We start from the raw sequence: 18,577 nt of genomic DNA, 5'->3' as shown, positions 1-18,577 counted from the left end.
AAATCCTCGTCGGCCAGGATGACCCGGGCGCCGGCGCGGCCCGCAGTGAGGGCGGCGGCCAGCCCGGCGGCACCGGCGCCGATCACCAGCAGGTCGCAATGCAGAAAGCCCTTGTCGTAACGGTCGGGATCCGCCTGCATCGACAGGCTGCCCAGGCCGGCGGCGCGCCGGATCGCCGGTTCGTACAGCTTTTCCCAGAACGCCTTGGGCCACATGAAGGTCTTGTAATAAAAGCCGGCGGCCAAGAAGGGCGCAAACAGGTCATTCAGTGCCAGCGCATCGTGGCGCAGGCTGCCAACCCGGTTCTGCGAGCGCGCGACCAGCCCGTGATAAAGCTCGGCCATGGTGGCGCGGGTGTTCGGCTCGCGCCGGGCGCCTTCGCGCAGTTCAACCAGCGCGTTGGGCTCTTCCGAACCGGCCGAGAAAATCCCCCGCGGCCGGTGATATTTGAAGCTGCGCCCGACCAGCCGCACGCCATTGGCCAGCAGCGCCGAGGCCAGCGTGTCGCCGGGGTGGCCGGTATAGCTGCGGCTGTCGAATTGGAACTCAAGGGTGGTCGTGCGGTCGATCAGGCCGCCGGACAGCCGGGTCATGCGCCGCCCTCGCGCTGGCGCAACACCACATCCGAGGCCAGTTCGGCCGCCACTATCTCATGCGTGACGGTGTTGCGGGTCACCACCAGCCACGAGCGGTCGCCCTGTTCGTGATACCAAAGCTCGCGATGCAGCCCGGCGGGATTGTCGCGCAGGAACACATAGGTGCAAAACGCGTCTTCGGCGCCGTCGCCCTCGGGCGAGGGCCGCTGCAACAGGGCGGCGTCACCCAGATAGGTGAATTCTTGCGCGTCGCGCAGGCCCAGCAGGGGATGCGGTATCAACATGGCGGTCTCTCAGTGCAGGTTGGGCTGCGCGCCGGCGCCGCGCTCGTCGAGCAGATGGCCGCGCGCAAAACGATCGAGCCGATAGGCGGTGGCGGTGGCATGCGGCCGGCCGGTGGCCAGCAGATGGGCGAAGGCAAAGCCCGATGCCGGCGTCGCCTTGAAGCCGCCATAACACCAGCCGCCATTGAAAAAGAGCCCGTCAACCGGGGTGCGGTCGATGATCGGCGAGCCGTCCATCGACATATCCATGATGCCGCCCCAGGACCGCAGCAACCGGGCGCGCCCGATCATCGGCATCAGCGCCATGCCACCCTCGGCCACGTCCTCGACCACCGGGAGATTGCCGCGCTGCGCATAGGAATTATAGCCGTCGATATCGCCGCCGAAGACCAGCCCGCCCTTGTCGGACTGGCTGATATAGAAATGCCCGGCGCCAAAGGTGATGACGCCGGGAATGACCGGCTTCAGCCCCTCCGAAACGAAAGCCTGCAGCACATGGCTTTCGATCGGCAGCCGCAGGCCGGCCATCGCCATCACCCGGCCGGAGGATCCCGCGACGGCGACGCCGACCTTGCCCGCCGCGATGAACCCCTGCGATGTCTCGACCCCGCGCACCGCGCCCTGTTCGATCCGGAAGCCGGTGACCTCGCAGTTCTGGATCAGGTCCACGCCGCGCATATCGGCGCCGCGGGCATAGCCCCAGGCGACCCCGTCATGCCGCGCGGTGCCGGCGCGCGGCTGGTACAACCCGCCCTTGATGGGAAAGCGGGCGTTGTCATAGTTTAGGAAGGGCACCATCCGGCGCAGCGCATCGCGGTCCAGCAGCTGGCCACCGGCGCCGGACAGGTGCATGGCATTGCCCCGGCGGCGATAGGCGTCGCGCTGCGCATCGGTGTGGAACAGGTTGATGATCCCGCGCTGGCTGACCATCGCGTTGAAGTTGAACTCCTGCTCCAGCCCTTCCCAGAGTTGCATCGAGAACTCGTAAAACGGCTGGTTGCCCGGCAGCAGATAGTTCGACCGGATGATGGTGGTGTTGCGCCCGATATTGCCCGAGCCGAGCCAGCCTTTTTCCAGCACCGCAACCCGGGCCTGGCCGAACGCCTTGGCAAGGTAGAAGGCGGTGGCCAGACCGTGGCCGCCGCCGCCGATGATGACGATGTCGTATTGCGGCTTTGGCGCCGGATTGCGCCACAGCGGCGTCCAGCCCTTGTGGCCTGTCACCGCTTCCCTGATCACTCTGAAGCCGCTGAATCTCATGCCTGCACTCCTTGGCTGGGCGCAGAAAAGCAGAACGGATCGGGGCGGGATGTTTCCGCATGGGACACTCTTGTTTCAAAAAGGGACAGGCGCTAGGCTCTGTGCCGCATCATGAACACCAGCACCTCGCAACCCCGGCATTTCGGTTTCCTGCTTATCCCCGGCTATGCGCTGATGTCGGTGGCCTCGGCGGTGGAACCGCTGCGCGCCGCCAATCTGCTGGGGCGCGCCGGCCATTACCGGATGAGTTTTGTCACCGCCGACGGGGGCTGGGCGCCGACCTCGGTTGCGGCCTGCGGGTTCCAGACGGTGCCGATGGCCGAGGTCGAGGCCGATTTCGACATCCTGTTCGTGGTTGCGGGTGGCGACCCGCTGTCCTTTCGCGACCCCCGCGTTTCGGCCTGGCTGCGCCGCGCCGCGCGGGCGGGCACTCCGCTTGGCGGCATTTCCGGCGGCGCGGCGATCCTGGCCGCCGCCGGGGTGATGTCGGAGCGGCGCTATACCGTGCATTGGCTGCATCTGGACGAAATGCGCGAGACCTATCCCGACGCCCTGGTCGAGCGGCGGCTGTTCGTCATCGACCGCGACCGCTATACCTGTGCCGGCGGCATGGCGCCGCTTGACATGATGCATGCCCTGATCACCGCCGATCACGGCATCGAGCTGGCCCGCTCGGTCAGCGACTGGCTGATCCATACCGGGATCCGGCAGGCCGAGGCGCCGCAGCAGCTTGACCCGGTGCAACGCTATGACGTGCATCATCCGGCATTGGCGGCGATGATCCAGCTGATCTCGAGCCATATCGCGGATCCGATCACCCTGGCGGATCTGGCCACGCTCTGCGGTGTCAGCGCGCGTCAGCTGGTGCGGCTGTCGCGCCAGCATCTGGGCGAAACGCCGATGAGCTTTTATCGCAAGGTGCGGATGGCCAAGGCGGCGGAAATGCTGAACCAGACCAGCATGTCGATCGAAACGGTCGCGGTGGCCACCGGCTTTACCAATCGCAGCCACTTCTCCCGGATGTTCAAGCAGCAGTTCGGCAAGGGACCGGCCGCGTTGCGGCGTGCGGTGTAGCGGCGCGGCCAATGGGAGGCGTGCAGCATGCCGCGCGGCATCGGAGCTTCATTTTATCTGCACAGTCTGAAATTATCGCGCGGTTATGATTTGGTCGCGCCTTTCCCTCACCGGTAAACTTTTTTCGGCCGTGCTGTTCCCGGTCGTGCTGGTCGTCGTTCTGATGGTCGGGGCCCTGACCTACAACATGCGAAACGGGTTCGGGCAGTATCTGCTGGAAACCGAGTTGCACCAGTTGGAGCGCCTTGCCCGTGGCCTGGCCGAACATCCGGAGGCGGCGGAGGGCTGGCCCAGCCTTCGCGAGTTCGGGGCCTGGATTGCCACGGTCGAGACTTACGCGGCGCGGACACCGGCGCGCCCGGCGCTGCCCGACATGCCGCCCCGGGGTCGACCGCCCGGTCCGCCCAGGCCGATGCGCCTGCCCGACAGGCTGGCCTTGATCGCGCCCGACGGAAAAATTCTGGCAGGCCGCGCCAGCGGGACGGCGTTTGCCGATCTGCCGGTCGACCTGCCGGCTGGCACGGCGGCGACGCTCCGCCTTTTTGGCCGGGAGGAACCGTCGTCGGGGCCGGGTCAGCTGTTCCTGTCGCGCCAGCTGCGGTCGATTCTGCTGATCGCGGGAATTTCGGTCGCCGTCGCGTCCATCGTGGCGTTTCTGACCGCCCGCCAGTTCCTGCGCCCGATCCATGAGGTTGCCAGCCATGTGACCAGGCTGGCCAAGGGAGATTTGCGCAGCCGGCTGAAACCGCGCATGAATGACGAATTGGGGCGCCTGATGGCCGATCAGAATGCGCTGGCCGAAAGCCTGCAGGCCAGCCGCCTGCGAGAACGGCAATGGGTGTCGGATACATCGCATGAGCTGAAAACCCCGCTTGCGGTTTTGCAGGCCGAGATCGAAGCGCTGCAGGATGGGGTTCGCAGTGCGACACCCGCAACGCTGGATGCGATGCACGGCGCCGTCCGCCGCCTGTCGGGCCTGGTGGATGACCTGCGCCTGTTGGCCAGCGGTGACGAGGGGCGGTTGAACCTCGACCTGGTCAGGATGGATCTGTCGCGCGTTGTCGAGGAGGCCTGCACCAGCCTCCAGCGGTCCCGTTTGCTGCAGGGGCTGGAGCTGCAGGTGGCAACCGATCCGGTCGTGATTGTCAGTGCCGACACCCGGCGGATGCGACAGGTTCTGGACAACCTGCTCGACAATGCACGCCGCTATACCGATGCGCCCGGGCGGATCGAGGTCACCTGTCGCCGGGTCGGCCCCCGCGCCGAGGTGATCATTCAAGACACCGCGCCCTGCCCGGATGCACATGGCCTGGCCACCCTGTTCGACAGGTTCAGCCGCAGCGAGACCTCGCGCTCGCGCGATTTCGGCGGGTCGGGGCTTGGGCTGGCGATTTGCCGGTCGCTGCTGGCCGCGCAGGGTGGCACGATCGAGGCCGCGCCGTCGGAACTGGGTGGCCTGCGCCTGGCGTTCCACCTGCCCCTCGCAGAGGACGAAGATGACTGACACCCCGCCGAATATCCTGATTGTCGAAGACGAACATGCGCTGGCTGACGTGTTGCGGGATTATCTGCTGGCCGCCGGTATGACGGCCGAACTGATGCACGAGGGCACCGGTGCCGCCGACCGCGCGGTGTCCGGCGGCTTTGACCTGCTGGTGCTGGACCTGATGCTGCCCGGTGTCGACGGGCTGACAATTTGCAAGGCGATCCGCGCCCAGAGCGATTTGCCGATCATCATGACAACGGCGCGGGTGGAAGAGATCGACCGGCTGCTCGGGTTGGAACTGGGCGCGGATGATTACCTGTGCAAACCCTATTCGCCGCGCGAATTGGTGGCCCGGATCAAGGCGGTTCTGCGCCGCCGACCGGCGGCGACGGACCCCGGCAAGGCCAGGAGAGACCGCCTGGTGTTGTACAAGGACAAATGGCGGGCCAGCCTGGACGGGCAACAGCTGGATCTGACGCGGCGGGAATTTTCGCTGCTGCTTACGCTGGCCACCCGACCGGGGCAGGTCTTTTCGCGCGAACGCCTGCTGGACCTCGCCTTTCCCGATGATGCCGATATCTTCGATCGCACGATCGACAGCCACATCCGCAATATCCGCAGGAAGCTCTCTGCGGTGGCGGCCTTCGATCCGATCCGTTCGGTCTATGGCGTCGGCTATGCCTACGATCCCCCCGACGAGTGAGTGGCGCGGCGGCGACGTCGGAACGTTTTTTTCCGCCTGCACGCTGGCTTCATATTCTTTGCAATGCCGCTGCACAGACACATGCGACATCTCCGGCAGACGCCGATGTTGGCGTCACAACAGATCGGAGTGACCCTTTGAAAACGCCTCGTAGAATCCGCATTCTCATCGTCCTGAGCCTCTTGCTGTTGGCCAGTGCCGTTTCGCTTGGAACCGCCATCGCGCCGGTCCTGGCCGAGGGCAGCGCGGTGATCGAACTTGCGCAGTCCCGCCCGCAAGGGGGCGGCGAACGTCCGCCGCGCGCCGCGATGCAAGCCTGCAGCGGAAAATCCGCCGCAGATGCGTGTGAATTCACGCTCGACGATGAACAGGTCACCGGCACCTGCCGCAGCCCCGACGCAAAACGCCCGTTGGCCTGCGTGTCCGGCCACGCCGACCACAGCCAGGGCTGAGCTGACCAGGTTCACCCGCTGGGGGCCGCGCCTGGCGGTCCCGGTTGCATCGGCAATTGCGGCGCCTCTGCCCAAACCGGCAGAGGCCGCCGCCCACAACGCCAAATGAAAGCCTGAACCCATGCCTGGACGATCGCCTGCCACGCGGAGGTATTGCCGCCGCAATTTCCTGTGTCTGTCTTCCGCCGCGGTTCTTGCCGGTTGCACCGGAATGGCGCCGCAAAGCGAAACCTATGCCCGGCTGTCACGACTGGATCCTGACCCCTTGGCCGCCTGGCGCTTGCCTGCCTTCACCGACGCGGCGACATGGGCCAACCACCTGCCTGCGGCAACCCTGACGGCCGGCCCGCGCATCCTTGCGCTTTCCGGCGGGGGAGAGGACGGGGCCTTTGGCGCCGGTCTTCTGAACGGGTGGACGGCGGCCGGCACGCGCCCCGGTTTCGACATCGTCACCGGCGTTTCCATCGGGGCTTTGATCGCGCCGTTTGCCTTTCTGGGCCAGGCGTATGATCCCACATTGCGCGACATCTTCCTGACCCATGACAGCGATGACATGATGCGGCTGCGCAGGCTGAGCTTTGCCTATTCGGATGCGCTGTATGACACTGCGCCGCTGGCACGGCTGATCGAAGATTACACGCCTCCCTCGCTGATCCGGGCGATTGCCGCGCGGCACCGCGCAGGGGCGCGGCTGCTGGTGGTGACCACCAGCCTGGAAACCACCGAAGCCATGATATGGAATATGGGGGCCATCGCCGAGGCCGGGGCCTACGGGCTGTTCCGCGCGATCTTGCGCGCATCCTCGGCGATCCCCGGATTGTTCCCGCCGGTGAAGATCGAGTTCGAGGCGGGCGGCGCGACGCGACGCGAAACACATGTCGACGGCGGCGTGATTATGCAGTTCCTGGCACTTCCGGCCGCGGCCTTCGACCCGAACTGGCCGAAATCAAACGGTGGCAGGCTCTACATCGTGGTGAACAACACCCTGGACCCGGTGCCGCAGACCGCAAGTGCCACGGCCTTGGGCCTGTCGCAGCAGGCGGTTTCCGCGATGATCCGGGCCAGCGCCGGAACCGGTGTGACGGTGGCGCGGCAAACGGCAGACCGAAACGGAATCAGCACCTCGGTCGCCTCGGTCGCGCCGGAAATCGGTGCAACATGGGACGCCTCGGACCGGTTTGACGCCAAATACATGCGGCGGGTCTATCAGCACGGATATGAGAGCGCCCTGACAGGCGACTGCTGGGCGTGAAACGGCCGCCCCGGGCCGGAATTCAGACCGCCTTTGACCTCTCGGCACAGGCCTGGGACCGGTAGTCGCGCGGCGAGATGCCGAACCTGGCGCGGAAAGAGCGGCTGAAGTGCTCGACGCTTGAAAATCCCCGGGTCAGGCAGATTTGCGTCACCGAACAGCGCAGCAGGTCCGGGTTTCCCAGATCGGTCTTTGCCGCATGCAGCCGGCGTTCGCGTATCTTCATCGCAACCGTGGTACCGGAGTTTTCAAAGGCCTTGTTGAGCGCGCGCACCGAGATACCCAGCATGTCGGCCAGGACCGCCGGAGCGAAATCCTGGTCCTGAAATCGCGCTTCGATGACGCGCTCGACCCGCTCGCGCAGGGCCTGGCGTGCCGAAACCATTTCATTCGAACGCATGTCGCCGACGGCATTCAGCACATCCCGCAACAGGGCCAGTTCCAACTGCGGCGTGCCGACGGTTGCGAAATCGCTGATCTGGTTGCTCACCCCGCGCATCCGGTCAAACAGCAATGCACCGAACCCCTGGGTGGTGTTCACCCGGCCCGACGGCAATACCGGGGTGCCGGCCACTTCGGCCAACCGGTGTTTGGGCACCAACAGCGTGGCTTTTTCGATCGATTCCAGAACGTCGAACCGGATCGGACGGGCGGAATCCCAGATCAGTACATCGCCGGGCCGCATCTCGACCGACCAATTATCCTGGCGCACCCGTTCCCGCCCCTTCTGCAGGGCCAGAATGCCGTAAAAGTCGCCGCTGTCGGCCCGCGCCATCTTGGCGTCTCGAAATCCGGCACAAGGATCACAGCGACAGGTCACGAATGTCGTCACCCCGGTGTCCAGCGCTTGGATCTCTGCCCGGCAAAAGCGCTCGTTCGCTTTGTTCAGCCGCCAGGGCAAATGCGTGGCGTTGAGTGTATCATGCCAGACATCGAACCGGTCTTCGGTCCTGTATCGATCGGTTGACCAGGTTAACACCAACACTCCCCCCGGCCCGCGACCAACCGGCCTTCGGGCTGCACGAATTATCAACACTTGGTTCTTTGCCCGTCAAGAAGGCCTGTGTTGCGGCGGTTAGGGTGGCTGTCACGAGGAGGACCCACAATGAAAACCGACATTACTTTCAATACCGAAGACGGAACCACCCTGGCCGGCTGGTTCTTTGCCGCCGCCGGTGCCGACGGCCCGGCGCCGACGGTGATCATGTGCCATGGCTTTTCCGCCACCAAGGAAATGCACCTGGACGGCTTTGCCAAGACCTTTCAGGCCGCCGGCATGAACGTGATCGTTTACGACAACCGCAATCTCGGCGACAGCGGCGGCACGCCCCGTGGCGAGATCGACCCCGAACAGCAGATCCGCGACTTCCGGGATGCCATCACCTATGCCCAGGGGCGCGCGGATGTGGATCCCAACCGCATCGGCGCCTGGGGCTCCAGCTATAGCGGCGGCCATGTTCTGGTGGTCGCGGCGCGGGATCGTCGGGTGAAATGCGTGGTCTCGCAGGTGCCCCTGGTGCAGGGCCTGGAAAATGCCCGCCGCCTGGTCCGCTCGGATCTCTGGGCCGGTCTGCGCGAGGGCTTTGTCGCCGACCGCCAGGCCCGCCTGCGCGGCGAGGCCCCGCTGACCATGCCGGTGATCGGCGAAACCTTTGGCGATCCCTGCGCGCTGCCGACCGAGGACAGCCACAGGTTCTTCAGCGATCTGCCCGAGGAAAAGCGGGGCCGGTGGCAGAACGAGATCACCCTGCGGTCGATGGAGTTGTTCACCGAATATGAACCCGGCGATGCCATTGCCCGTATCGCCCCGACCCCGCTGATGATCGTTGTCGGCCGGGACGACCACCTGACGCCGGCCGACATGACCTTGGCAGCCTATGAGCGTGCACTCGAGCCCAAGAAACTGCTGGTGCTGGAATGCGGGCATTTCGAAGCCTATACCGACGGCCCATTCGAAATCTCTGCGCCAGCCCAATGCGAGTGGTTCCAGACGCATCTTTGATGACGCGGGGACCCTGACGCACGCTCGGACGGCGAAGTTGCGCCGGACTGATCCAGAGGCCGTCCGCCTGCCACGCGGGCGGCTTTTGCGTTGCATTCTTTCGAACCATCAAGCGCGGTGAAAACATGAAGCCCGACGGCGTTCCTCCGCACGAGGAGCGGCGCGGCTTGAGCCATCGCGGCAGGTCCTGAATGCCGCGCCCTTGCGCTGGTGCACCTGTGCACAGGCTCTGCCCCGGCGCGCGCCCGCAAAAATCTCTCCCCCGCGAATAAAAAAGTTGATGTGTAATAAAATATATTTTACTAAGCCAAATAGTTCGAATGAACAGGCTGCTGGGGAGGAGCGAAGCGATGCCGGATGTCGTATTGATCACGGGAGCCGCGACGGGAATTGGCCGCTTGACGGCCGAGACGCTCGCCCGTGGCGGGCATGTCGTTTTTGCCTCGATGCGCGATATTGCCGGTCGCAATGCGCCCCAGGCCGAGGCGCTTGCTGCGCTGGCACGTCGCGAGGGCCTGTCGCTGCACCCTGTCGAGATGGATATCCTGTCGGACAGTTCCGTCGATGCGGCGGTGCGCACGGTCCTGGAAACGGCCGGTCAGATCGACGTTCTGATGCACAATGCCGGTCATCTTGTTCTGGGTCCGACCGAAGCGTTTACGCCAGACGAGGTCGCGCAGAACTTTGCGGTCAATGTGCTGGGGGCGCATCGGGTCAACCGCGCGGTGCTTCCGGTGATGCGCCAGCGGGGGCAGGGCACGCTTCTCTGGATCAGCAGCACGACGGTTCACGGCGGTTTTCCACCCTTCCTGGGGCCATATGGGGCGGCAAAGGCTGCGATGGATTCGCTGGCAGGATCGCTCGCGCTGGAAGTGTCGCGTTTCGGGATCGAGACCGTCATCGTCTCGCCGGGCGCATTCACCACCGGCACCGAACACTTTCCCAAGGCCTCGCCGCCGAATGACCAGGCGCGGGCAGACGCTTATGCGCGCTATGACGATGTGACCAGCACGATTGCGGACCGGCTGTCGGCGCTGATGCCCGACGATGCGCATCCGCAGGTTGTCGCCGATGCCGTGCTGCAGCTTGTGAACATGCCGCTTGGCACGCGGCCCTTCCGGACGGTGGTCGATCTGCTGGGCGACGGCGCCGAGGAGGTGGCCAAAGCGGCGACCGGCGTTCGCCGGGGTTTCTTCGAGCGGATCGACCTTGCCGAACTGCTGACACCGCAGCCGACATCCTGAGCGCAGAGCGCCCCCCGCTTTCCATAGGAGGCCGAATGTCTGACTATATTGTTTTCTTTGCGCCGGGCACCTGCGCGCGCGTCCCGATGACCTGTCTTGAAGAGGCCGGCGTTCCATTCGAAAGCCGCGTCGTGTCGTTCACCGCCAAGGAGCAGCGCGGCAGCGACTATCTCAGGCTCAACCCCGCGGGCAAGGTGCCGGTCCTGGTGGAGGACGGGCGCCCGTTATCGGAAAATGTCGCCATCCTGACCTATCTCGACAGCCGGTTCCCCGACGCGGGCGTGATGCCGCCGGCCGAGACCGAGTTTGACCGCTGCCGGCATATCTCGGATCTCTCCTTCTGCGCTTCGGTCTTGCATCCGATCGTGACGCGCATCCGCATCCCCGAGCGCTTCTGTTCCCTGGACGGCGCCCGCAGCGATGTCTGGAAGCTGTCGGCCGAGATGATGATCCCGCATTTCGATTTCATCGATGCCCGGCTTGCCCGCAGCCCCTGGTGGTACGGCGACCGCTGGGCCGCGATGGACAGCTATGTCAACTGGGTCTGGTTTCGCGTCACCGGCGCGGGTTTCCCGCAAGAGCGCTATCCCAACCTGATGGCCCATGCCGAACGGATCGCCGCGCGGCCCTCGGTTCAACGGGTCCTGGCACGCGAAGCGGCAGGCCAGGAAGACCTTGTCTCGCGCGGGCTGCACTACGGGTTCCAGCCCGATGCAAGCGTTCCGCTCACCTGATTCCGGTCCAAGAGGAGGAGACCCATGTTCAAGAAAACCGCCCTGGCGGTGGCCGCCGCCGCCGCGCTTGCCCTGAGTGCCGTGCCGCGCAGCGCTTTGGCCGAGCAGCTTACGATCGCAAGCTTTCTGCCCGGCCCGCACCACCTGCATACCCGCATGTTGGGCTGGTTCGGGGAGGAACTTGAAAAACAATCCGGCGGCGAACTTTCGATCCAGCTCTTTCCGGGCGGTCAACTGGGCGCCGGCCCGGTCCAGCAATACAAGCGGGCCCTGGAAGGTGTGGCCGACATGACGCTGGGGGTCAGTGCCTATACGCCGACCGTCTTTCCCAAGACCATGCTGGCAATCCTTCCGGGCAGTTCGAACACCGCGGTGGAATCCACCGGGCGGCTTTGGGACGCCTACGAGGCGCACCTGGCCGACGAATACGACGAGGTGAAGCTGATTGCGCTGATGACGGTGGCCGGGAACGTGATTTCCTCGACCCGCGATCTGTCGACCCTCGACGCCTTTGCCGGGGCAAAGCTTGTGCCCTATGCGGCGATGACGCAGCCGATCCTGGAATCGCTTGGCGCGGTGCCGGTGCAGATGCCGATTACCGATGTTTACACCGGCCTTTCGACCGGGACGATCGATGCGGCCTACACCTCGTATTCCAATATCACGCCGCCCTGGAATTTCTGGGACGTGACCCCCTATTTCGTCGAGAACGTGCCGGTGCAATTCGCGGTGCTGTTCCTGGTGATGAACAAGGAGCGCTACCAGAGCCTGAGCGACGAGCAGCGCGCCCTGATCGACAGTCTTTCGGGGCGGGTATTGTCGATGAAAGGCGCGGAATCCTTCGACCTGGCCGATACCCTCTCGAAACAGCAGATGGCCGACAATCCCGACAAGATGAAGAACAGCCAGGTTGTGCGGATCACCGATGACGAACGCGCCCGCGTGATCGCGCGGTCGCAGGACGGGCTGCAAGCGATTTTCGCGGCATACCGGGCCAAGGGCATCGCGGATGCCGAGGCGGTGTACCAGGCCCTCAACCCCTGATCCGGGCCGAGGCAGAGGAGCGCCCCCTGATGGCAAGAACCGCGACATCTCGGCCGCCGGCCGCCGAAACGGCGCCCGGTCCCGGCTTTTTCGACCGGTGGCTGGTGCGGATCGCGCTGGCCACCGGGGGCACCGTTCTGACGGTGATGACGCTTCTTTGCGTGGTCAACGTCCTGATCATGCGCAAGCTTCTCGCCGCGCCCATCGTCGGGGCGGAAGATGCGCTGATCCTGCTGCTTGTCACCTTTGTCGCCCTGTCCATCCCGTTCGGGGCGCGGACCGGCGCACATATCGAGATCGAGGTGGTAAGCGAGATGTTGCCGCGCAGGATCGCGCTGGGCCAGCAGCTGGTGGCCCGGCTGGCTGGCGGTGCGTTTCTGGCACTGATGGCATGGCAACTTGCCGAAGCGGGAAGCCAGGCGGCGCGGTTCGGCGAGGTCACCCAGCAGCTCGAGCTCTCCTACGAGCCGTTCTACTACCTGCTCGCCCTTTGCTTTGGACTGTTCGCCGCGATCCAGATCGCCGACGCCTGGCGGATGATGCGGACGGGCGCGGCCGACATGTTGTCGCTGGAGGAAGAATGATGAGCGTCGAAACGGTCGGTGTCCTCGGGCTGGTCTGCCTGTTCGTCATGCTAGCGATGCGGTTTTCCGTGGCGCTCAGCATGATCATCGTGGGCTTTTTCGGCACGCTTCTCGCCACGCAGCAGAAAATGCTGGCCCTGGGCCTGCCGGCCGAGCGTGCCGCATCGCAGGGCTGGAAAACGGCGCTGTCCAATCTCTCGGGCGAGACCTTCGAGGCGGCGTCGAACTACAATCTTCTGGTGATCCCGCTTTTCATCCTGATGGGCAACCTCGCCGGGGTCTCGGGCATGTCGAACGGTCTGTTTCGCGCGGCCTATGCCTTTCTCGGGCATCTGCGCGGCGGGCTTGCCTCGGCAACGATCGCGGGCTGCGCGGGTTTTGCCGCGCTGTCGGGGTCGTCGCTGGCCGCCGCCGTGACGATGGGCCGTGTCGCCCTGCCGGAAATGCGCCGGTTCCGGTATGACGACGGGCTGGCCACCGGGGCGGTGGCCGCGGGCGGGACGCTCGGTTTCCTGATCCCGCCATCTGGCGGCATGATCATCTATGCAATCCTGACCGAACAGAGCATCGGCCAGCTGTTCATGGCCGGCATCATTCCCGGAATCCTGCTGTCGCTGCTGTTCATCGGCGTGATCAGCCTGCAGGTCTGGCGCCGGCCCGGGCTTGGCCCGGCCGGGGCGCGCTCGGACCTGGCCGAGAAGCGCCGCGCCCTGATCGGCGCGGCGCCGATCACCACGGTTATCGGGCTGACCATCGCGGGGATGTATACCGGCTTCTTCACGCCGGTCGAAGCCTCGGCTTTCGGCGCGGTGCTGACCTTCGCGATCGCGCTGGCCGAGCGCAAGCTGAGCTGGCGCAAGATGCACCTGGTGGCGCTGCAGACGATGAGCGCGACCTCGACGATCTTCCTGATTCTGATCGGCGCCTTCGTGTTCATTCCGTTCATGTCGCTGACCGAGATCCCGACCCGCATGGTCGAGTTCCTCACCGCTTTGCCGATCGGCAGCCTTGGCATCCTGGCGGTTGTGATCCTGGTCTACATCTTTCTCGGAACCTTCCTGGAAGGAATCGCGATGCTGGTGCTGACGCTGCCGGTGGTGATGCCGATCGCCGCCGCCCTGGGCTGGGACCTGGTCTGGTTCGGGATCGTCGTGGTGATCGTGCTGGAAATGGGCATGATCTCGCCGCCGGTGGGCATCAATGTCTTCATCGTGAAATCGATCGCGCCGGATGTGCCGATGCTGCGCATCTTCGCCGGTATCTGGCCGTTCTGGTTCGCGATGATCCTGATGCTGGTGCTGCTGATCGTCTTTCCGCAGATCGCCCTGTTCCTGCCCCAGACCATGTTCTGAGGTCGGCGCCCATCTGCCAAAAGAAAATGCCGCGCGACCCGGCGGTTGCGCGGCATGGCAGGTTTGGCGCGCCGGCGCTTCACAGCATGATGTTCAGCGCCTTGGTTTCCAGATAGCTGCGCATCTCCTCGACCCCTTCCTCGCGCTCGACGCCGCTGTTCTTGAAGCCGCCCCAGGGCATGCCGACAAAATGGGTGTTCGACCCGTTCACGAATATGCTGCCCGCGCGCAGCCGCCGGGCGGTGGTGATCGCGGTGCTGATGTCATTGGTCCAGATCGCGGCGGACAGCCCGTAGGAGGTGTCATTCGCATCGGCGAGCATGGTTTCGTAGTCATCCCAGGGCGCGACGGACATGACCGGGCCAAAGATCTCGTCACGCCACAGCCGCATATGCGGTGCGACATCGCCATAGACGGTAGGCTCGACCCAGAAGCCCCTGGCAAATTCCGCCCCGTCGGGCCGCTTGCCGCCGGTCATCAGGCGCGCACCCGCGGTCTGTTGCCGGTCGAAGAAACCGGTGACATGGGCATAGCTCTTGGCGTTGTTGATCGGGCCCATATCGGTCGTGTCGGCCATCGGGTCGCCCAGGCGCAGAGCGGCGACCTTGGCGGTGATGCGCTCCAGGACATCCTCGTAGAGGTCGCGATGGACCAGCACGCGCGAATTCGATCCACAGGATTGACCCTGCCAGGGAAAGTTCATGCCCCGCACGGCGCTTGTGGCTGCGGCTTCGGCATCCGCATCGGCAAAGACGATCATCGGGTTCTTGCCGCCCAGTTCCAGCGTGACATGCTTGACCGCGACTTCGGCCGCGGACCGCTGAATGGCACGGCCCGTCGCCACCGACCCGATCAGGGCAAGACGCTTGACCTCGGGGTGGCGGACCAGCGCATCGCCGGCCTCGGCCCCGGTTCCGTTGACGATATTGAAGACGCCGGGCGGCAGCATCTCCTGCGCCACCTCGCCCAGGATCAGGACCGACAGCGGCGAGGTCTCGGGCGGTTTGACAACCACGGCATTGCCAACCGCGAGCGCGGCGGCGGTGCGCGCCACGGAAAACAGGGCAGGGTGGTTATAGGCGGCAATCCTGCCGACCACGCCATAGGGCTCCAGCAGCGTCATGTGCATGTGCCGGGACGAGGCGGGAATGGTCTCGCCGCGCATCATCGGGGCGATCCCGGCATAAAAGCGCAGCGTCTTCAGGGTTTCGTCCATCGCGTGTTGTGTCGGCCTGAGCGTGTTGCCGCTGTCCCGCACCTCGATCCGCGACAATTCGTCAAAACGTTGCGCCAGCCGGTCGCCGAAGGCCCGCAGGATTTCCGCGCGTTCGTCCACCTCGCGCGCGGCCCAGGCGGGCCAGGCCCGTTCGGCGGCATCGATGGCGCGATGCATGTCGCGGGCCGACCCCAGCGGCGCGCGCCCGATCACCGCTTCGGTGGCGGGATCGATCGATGGCGCCCATCGGCCCGTTTCGCTTTCCACCAGTTCGCCGTCAATCAGCAGGCGGCCTTCGATCGGTTCCATGTGTTCGTCCCAGGTTGTTGCGTTAACGGCCCGCCAGTGACGGCAGGAAAAGTACGATCTGCGGATAGGCGGAAATCACCACCACCAGCCCGAGCGTGCAAAGCAGGTAGGGGATCACGGCGCGGGAAATGGCGAGGATGGATTTGCCCTCGGTCGCCCCCATCATGACAAAAAGCGCCATGCCGAAAGGCGGTGTGGCCAGGCCGAGCTCGATAAAGATCAGAATGAACACGCCCATCCAGAGCGGATCCAGGCCATAGCTTTGTGCCAGCGGCAGAAAGACCGGGATGGTCAAGAGCATGATGCCCACCGGCTCGAGGAACGCGCCGAACAGCAGCAGCACCAGCGCCATGGCGACCAGCACCTGGGGCAGGCTGGCGTCGATCCCGTTGACCCAGCCCACCAGTCCGCGTGTGGCCCCCGACATCGCCAGGATCTGGCTGAAGGTGGTCGAGGCCAGGATGATCATGAAGATCATGCCGCTGATCTTCATCGCGCTTTCCGCCGCGCGCGCGACGGCGTGCAGGCTGAGGCGGCGGAAGAACGCCGCCACGATCATCACCGCCACGACCCCGAAGGCCGCCGCCTCGGTCGGGGTGGCGATTCCGAGAACGATAAGCCCCATGACCATGAAGATGATGAACATCATCGGCAGAAGGTTCACCACCGCGAGTCTCAGCTTTTCGCGGCCGCTGGTCTGGGGCACGTCGTAATCGGGCGCGGTCTGGGGGCGGATGATGGTCAGGGTCCAGACCAGCGCGGCGTAGCCGAGCGCCAACAGCACGCCCGGAACCAGACCGGCAAGCAGAAGCCGTCCGACATCGAGGCTTGCAAGGCTGCCAAGCACCACCGCCAGGCCCGACGGCGGTATGATCGCGGCCAGACCTCCGGTGGCGATGATGGGTCCGATGGACAGGGTGTCGGAATAGCCGATCCTGCGCATTTCGGGATACATGCTGGATCCCATCATGGCGACGTTGCCAAGGCTGGACCCGGACAGCGCACTGAACAGCGTCCCGCCGCCGATGGCGACATAGGACAGGCGCCCGCGCACCCGCCCCATCAGCCGATCGACAACGAAGAACACCCGCTCGGCAATTCCGGTATGAAAAAACAGCTCGCCCATCAGGATGAACAGGGGGATCGGCAACAGCGCATAGTTCATCAGGGATTCCGACGCATTGGCGGCAAGCTGTACCAGGCCGAAATGACCGCCCATGAAGATGAAGACGCCAATGACATTGGCCAGAAGAAAGGCGAAGGCGACCGGAATCCGCAGCGCCATCAGGCTCAGGATCAGCCCGATCATCAGCCCCATCGAGGCATACCAGGGCATCATGACGTGGTCTCCTCGGGTGCCGTGCTGCAGGCGGCAAGCACGGCATGGCGCAGAAATTCGATCGCGCAGAGCGTAAGGCCGGAGCAAAGGATGGCATAGAGATACCAGCGCGGCACATCGACGGCGCGCACCGCCACCTCTCCGCGTTCGAAACTGTCGAGCCCCGCAAGGCCTGCATAGCGGGCCACGAACAGGCAGATCCCGGCGGCGGCCAGATCGGTGAATGCCAGCAGCGCTTTGCGCTGCCGCGCGCTCAGCGCTGCATTGATAAGCTCCATTGCAACATGTCCACGGGTTCGGACGAGCCAGGGCGCGGCGAGCATCGCCGAGGAGGGCAGGCCGAACTCGATGACGGTGCTCAGCCAGACCGGGGCGTGCAGCTGCGGGATCGCGCGGGCGATGACGTCCCACAGGGTGCCGATGACAATGAGGCCGAGATAGACGGCGCCCAGTGCGAACAGGCTGCGGATGAAGCCGGTCCAGATCGGGCCAACAGGTATGCGGGGCATGCTGCCCTCCTCCCTTGCGCCGCCGCGGCGGGGCCGCGGCGCGCTCGTCCGGGGTTATCGATCGGGGTAGAGCAGGGGACGGATCTTTGCCGCGTAGTCGGGCAAATCGGCTTCCAGCTTGGTCCAGACGACAGAGTAAGCGAGATCCTCGTAGCGCGCCGCGGCCTCCGGTTCGGGTTCGACCAACGAGATGCCGTCCGCCTTCAGACGCTCCTCCTCTTCAGCGATGCGGGCGGGCATCTCGGCGGTGATCTTGGCCTCGAGGGCCAGCGCCGCCTCTTGCAGGACTGTCTTTGCCGCCTCGGGCAACGCGTCATAGCGCGCCCCGTTCATCATGATGACGGGCGACCCCTGCCAGACGGCGGGACCGACGCGCGCCTTGAGCAGCCGGTTCACGCCGATATCCGACGCGAAGGTGATCCAGCCGAAGCCATCGACAACACCGCGTTCCAAGGCGCTGAACACCTCGGACTGGCTCATCATCACGTTCTCTGCGCCAAGCGCATCGAACCAGTCGCGATAGGTGCCGGCCGAGCGCAGCTTCTTGCCGGACAGCAGGACGTTCCCGTCGGCGTCGAATTCGGGCATGTCGCGGAGATAGATGTAATATCTTGTCCCACTGCCGTTCCAGGCCAGAAGCTCGGCCCCGAGCCGGCTGCGCCAGGCATTGCGCAGAAGTTCGAATGCACCGTTCTGGCGCGCCTGGGCGGCGGTGATGGTGGCACCGGTCAGCGCCTCGCTTTCCGGAACGCTGCCGGCGTAATAGCCCGCGGGCCCGCCCTGAATGTCGATGACACCATTGCGCAGGGCCGTGTCCTGCTGGGTCGGGGGGATCGCTTCGGGGCCGCCGATCACCTGGATGCTCACGATGCCCTTGCCGGCCTCGTTCACCATCTCGACATATTGCAGGAAGCTTTGCGTGATCACGTTGTTTGGTGGCAGCGCGGCGACGCCGCGCAAGACCTCTTCGGCCGGCGCGGTGCCAGCCCAGCCGATCCCGACCGCCATGGCGGCCATCCTTAGAAACTGTTTCATGCGTGGTATCCTCCCTAGATCCCGAACCGTGAAACTTCAAAATCCCGACCAAAATATATTTTCAGCAGTAATACACTTTTATTATTATACGAAAATTCAGTC

General features: G+C 65.0%; 19 protein-coding genes. 11 read left to right on the top strand and 8 right to left on the bottom strand.

All coding sequences use genetic code 11. The features are described from left to right. The 3 genes from CVM52_RS06675 to CVM52_RS06665 form a co-directional block, all read right to left on the bottom strand. The coding region (locus tag CVM52_RS06675; protein ID WP_133119802.1) for a 2Fe-2S iron-sulfur cluster-binding protein at positions 1-593 on the bottom strand (593 nt) is incomplete at its 3' end. Then, positions 590-880, bottom strand: coding sequence for a sarcosine oxidase subunit delta (locus CVM52_RS06670; RefSeq protein ID WP_100161727.1), 291 nt, complete (start codon positions 878-880; stop codon positions 590-592). The genes CVM52_RS06670 and CVM52_RS06675, both read right to left, overlap by 4 nt. 9 nt (positions 881-889) lie before the next feature. Then, on the bottom strand, positions 890-2,140 hold the full coding sequence (locus tag CVM52_RS06665) for a sarcosine oxidase subunit beta family protein (protein WP_100161726.1): 1,251 nt from the start codon (positions 2,138-2,140) through the stop codon (positions 890-892). A gap of 111 nt (positions 2,141-2,251) precedes the next feature. Here CVM52_RS06665 and CVM52_RS06660 point away from each other — a divergent pair, with 111 nt between their 5' ends. The 5 genes from CVM52_RS06660 (at position 2,252) to CVM52_RS06640 (ending at position 7,107) form a co-directional block, all read left to right on the top strand. After that, on the top strand, positions 2,252-3,214 hold the full coding sequence (locus CVM52_RS06660; RefSeq protein ID WP_240620884.1) for a GlxA family transcriptional regulator: 963 nt from the start codon (positions 2,252-2,254) through the stop codon (positions 3,212-3,214). An 85-nt stretch (positions 3,215-3,299) separates the two neighbouring features. Then, the gene (locus CVM52_RS06655; RefSeq protein ID WP_100161725.1) at positions 3,300-4,718 is read left to right on the top strand and encodes an ATP-binding protein; all 1,419 of its coding nucleotides are present in this window, start codon (positions 3,300-3,302) and stop codon (positions 4,716-4,718) included. Beyond that, complete coding sequence (locus tag CVM52_RS06650; protein WP_100161724.1) at positions 4,711-5,403, top strand: response regulator; 693 nt, start codon at positions 4,711-4,713, stop codon at positions 5,401-5,403. The genes CVM52_RS06655 and CVM52_RS06650 overlap by 8 nt, the downstream gene beginning before the upstream one ends. A gap of 137 nt (positions 5,404-5,540) precedes the next feature. Next, entirely contained in the window at positions 5,541-5,855 is a 315-nt protein-coding gene (locus CVM52_RS26550) for a hypothetical protein (protein ID WP_205964901.1), read from the top strand. Between the two features lie 211 nt (positions 5,856-6,066). Beyond that, positions 6,067-7,107 carry a patatin-like phospholipase family protein gene (locus CVM52_RS06640; protein WP_172720932.1) on the top strand — a complete coding sequence of 347 codons (1,041 nt, stop codon included), beginning with the start codon at positions 6,067-6,069 and terminating at the stop codon, positions 7,105-7,107. Positions 7,108-7,129: 22 nt separating this feature from the next. Here the strand turns inward: CVM52_RS06640 and CVM52_RS06635 are convergent, their stop codons facing one another. Then, entirely contained in the window at positions 7,130-8,086 is a 957-nt protein-coding gene (locus CVM52_RS06635) for a helix-turn-helix domain-containing protein (protein WP_172720931.1), read from the bottom strand. A 126-nt stretch (positions 8,087-8,212) separates the two neighbouring features. Here CVM52_RS06635 and CVM52_RS06630 point away from each other — a divergent pair, with 126 nt between their 5' ends. From CVM52_RS06630 to CVM52_RS06605, 6 genes are all read left to right on the top strand, one after another. After that, the gene (locus CVM52_RS06630) at positions 8,213-9,109 is read left to right on the top strand and encodes an alpha/beta hydrolase (protein ID WP_100161720.1); all 897 of its coding nucleotides are present in this window, start codon (positions 8,213-8,215) and stop codon (positions 9,107-9,109) included. A gap of 350 nt (positions 9,110-9,459) precedes the next feature. Then, positions 9,460-10,353 (top strand): SDR family oxidoreductase, encoded by an 894-nt coding sequence (locus CVM52_RS06625; protein WP_100161734.1) that lies wholly within the window; start codon positions 9,460-9,462, stop codon positions 10,351-10,353. 35 nt (positions 10,354-10,388) lie between these two features. Then, positions 10,389-11,087, top strand: coding sequence for a glutathione S-transferase family protein (locus CVM52_RS06620; RefSeq protein WP_100161719.1), 699 nt, complete (start codon positions 10,389-10,391; stop codon positions 11,085-11,087). 24 nt (positions 11,088-11,111) lie between these two features. After that, the gene (locus CVM52_RS06615) at positions 11,112-12,131 is read left to right on the top strand and encodes a TRAP transporter substrate-binding protein (RefSeq protein WP_100161718.1); all 1,020 of its coding nucleotides are present in this window, start codon (positions 11,112-11,114) and stop codon (positions 12,129-12,131) included. 29 nt (positions 12,132-12,160) lie between these two features. Beyond that, positions 12,161-12,715: a TRAP transporter small permease gene (locus CVM52_RS06610; RefSeq protein ID WP_100161717.1), complete on the top strand. Its 555-nt coding sequence runs from the start codon at positions 12,161-12,163 to the stop codon at positions 12,713-12,715. Then, complete coding sequence (locus tag CVM52_RS06605; protein ID WP_172720930.1) at positions 12,715-14,067, top strand: TRAP transporter large permease; 1,353 nt, start codon at positions 12,715-12,717, stop codon at positions 14,065-14,067. The genes CVM52_RS06610 and CVM52_RS06605 overlap by 1 nt, the downstream gene beginning before the upstream one ends. Before the next feature lie 79 nt (positions 14,068-14,146). On the opposite strand, the gene CVM52_RS06600 is transcribed toward CVM52_RS06605, so the two are convergent. Genes CVM52_RS06600 through CVM52_RS06585 form a run of 4 tightly spaced genes read right to left on the bottom strand, consistent with a single transcriptional unit; the run spans position 14,147 to position 18,475 of the window. After that, a complete protein-coding gene (locus CVM52_RS06600) occupies positions 14,147-15,592 on the bottom strand; it encodes an aldehyde dehydrogenase family protein (protein ID WP_100161715.1) in 1,446 nt (481 codons plus the stop codon). Between the two features lie 22 nt (positions 15,593-15,614). Continuing rightward, complete coding sequence (locus CVM52_RS06595; RefSeq protein WP_240620883.1) at positions 15,615-16,931, bottom strand: TRAP transporter large permease; 1,317 nt, start codon at positions 16,929-16,931, stop codon at positions 15,615-15,617. Then, the gene (locus tag CVM52_RS06590) at positions 16,928-17,440 is read right to left on the bottom strand and encodes a TRAP transporter small permease (RefSeq protein WP_100161714.1); all 513 of its coding nucleotides are present in this window, start codon (positions 17,438-17,440) and stop codon (positions 16,928-16,930) included. The genes CVM52_RS06595 and CVM52_RS06590 overlap by 4 nt, the downstream gene beginning before the upstream one ends. 54 nt (positions 17,441-17,494) lie before the next feature. Beyond that, a complete protein-coding gene (locus CVM52_RS06585) occupies positions 17,495-18,475 on the bottom strand; it encodes a type 2 periplasmic-binding domain-containing protein (RefSeq protein ID WP_100161713.1) in 981 nt (326 codons plus the stop codon). Between the last annotated feature and the right edge of the window lie 102 nt (positions 18,476-18,577).

The organism is Pseudooceanicola lipolyticus (genome assembly GCF_002786325.1).
Classification (GTDB): domain Bacteria; phylum Pseudomonadota; class Alphaproteobacteria; order Rhodobacterales; family Rhodobacteraceae; genus Pseudooceanicola_C; species Pseudooceanicola_C lipolyticus.
The sequence above is the reverse complement of the archived record's forward strand: the minus strand, read 5'-3'. Positions and strand labels throughout refer to the sequence as shown.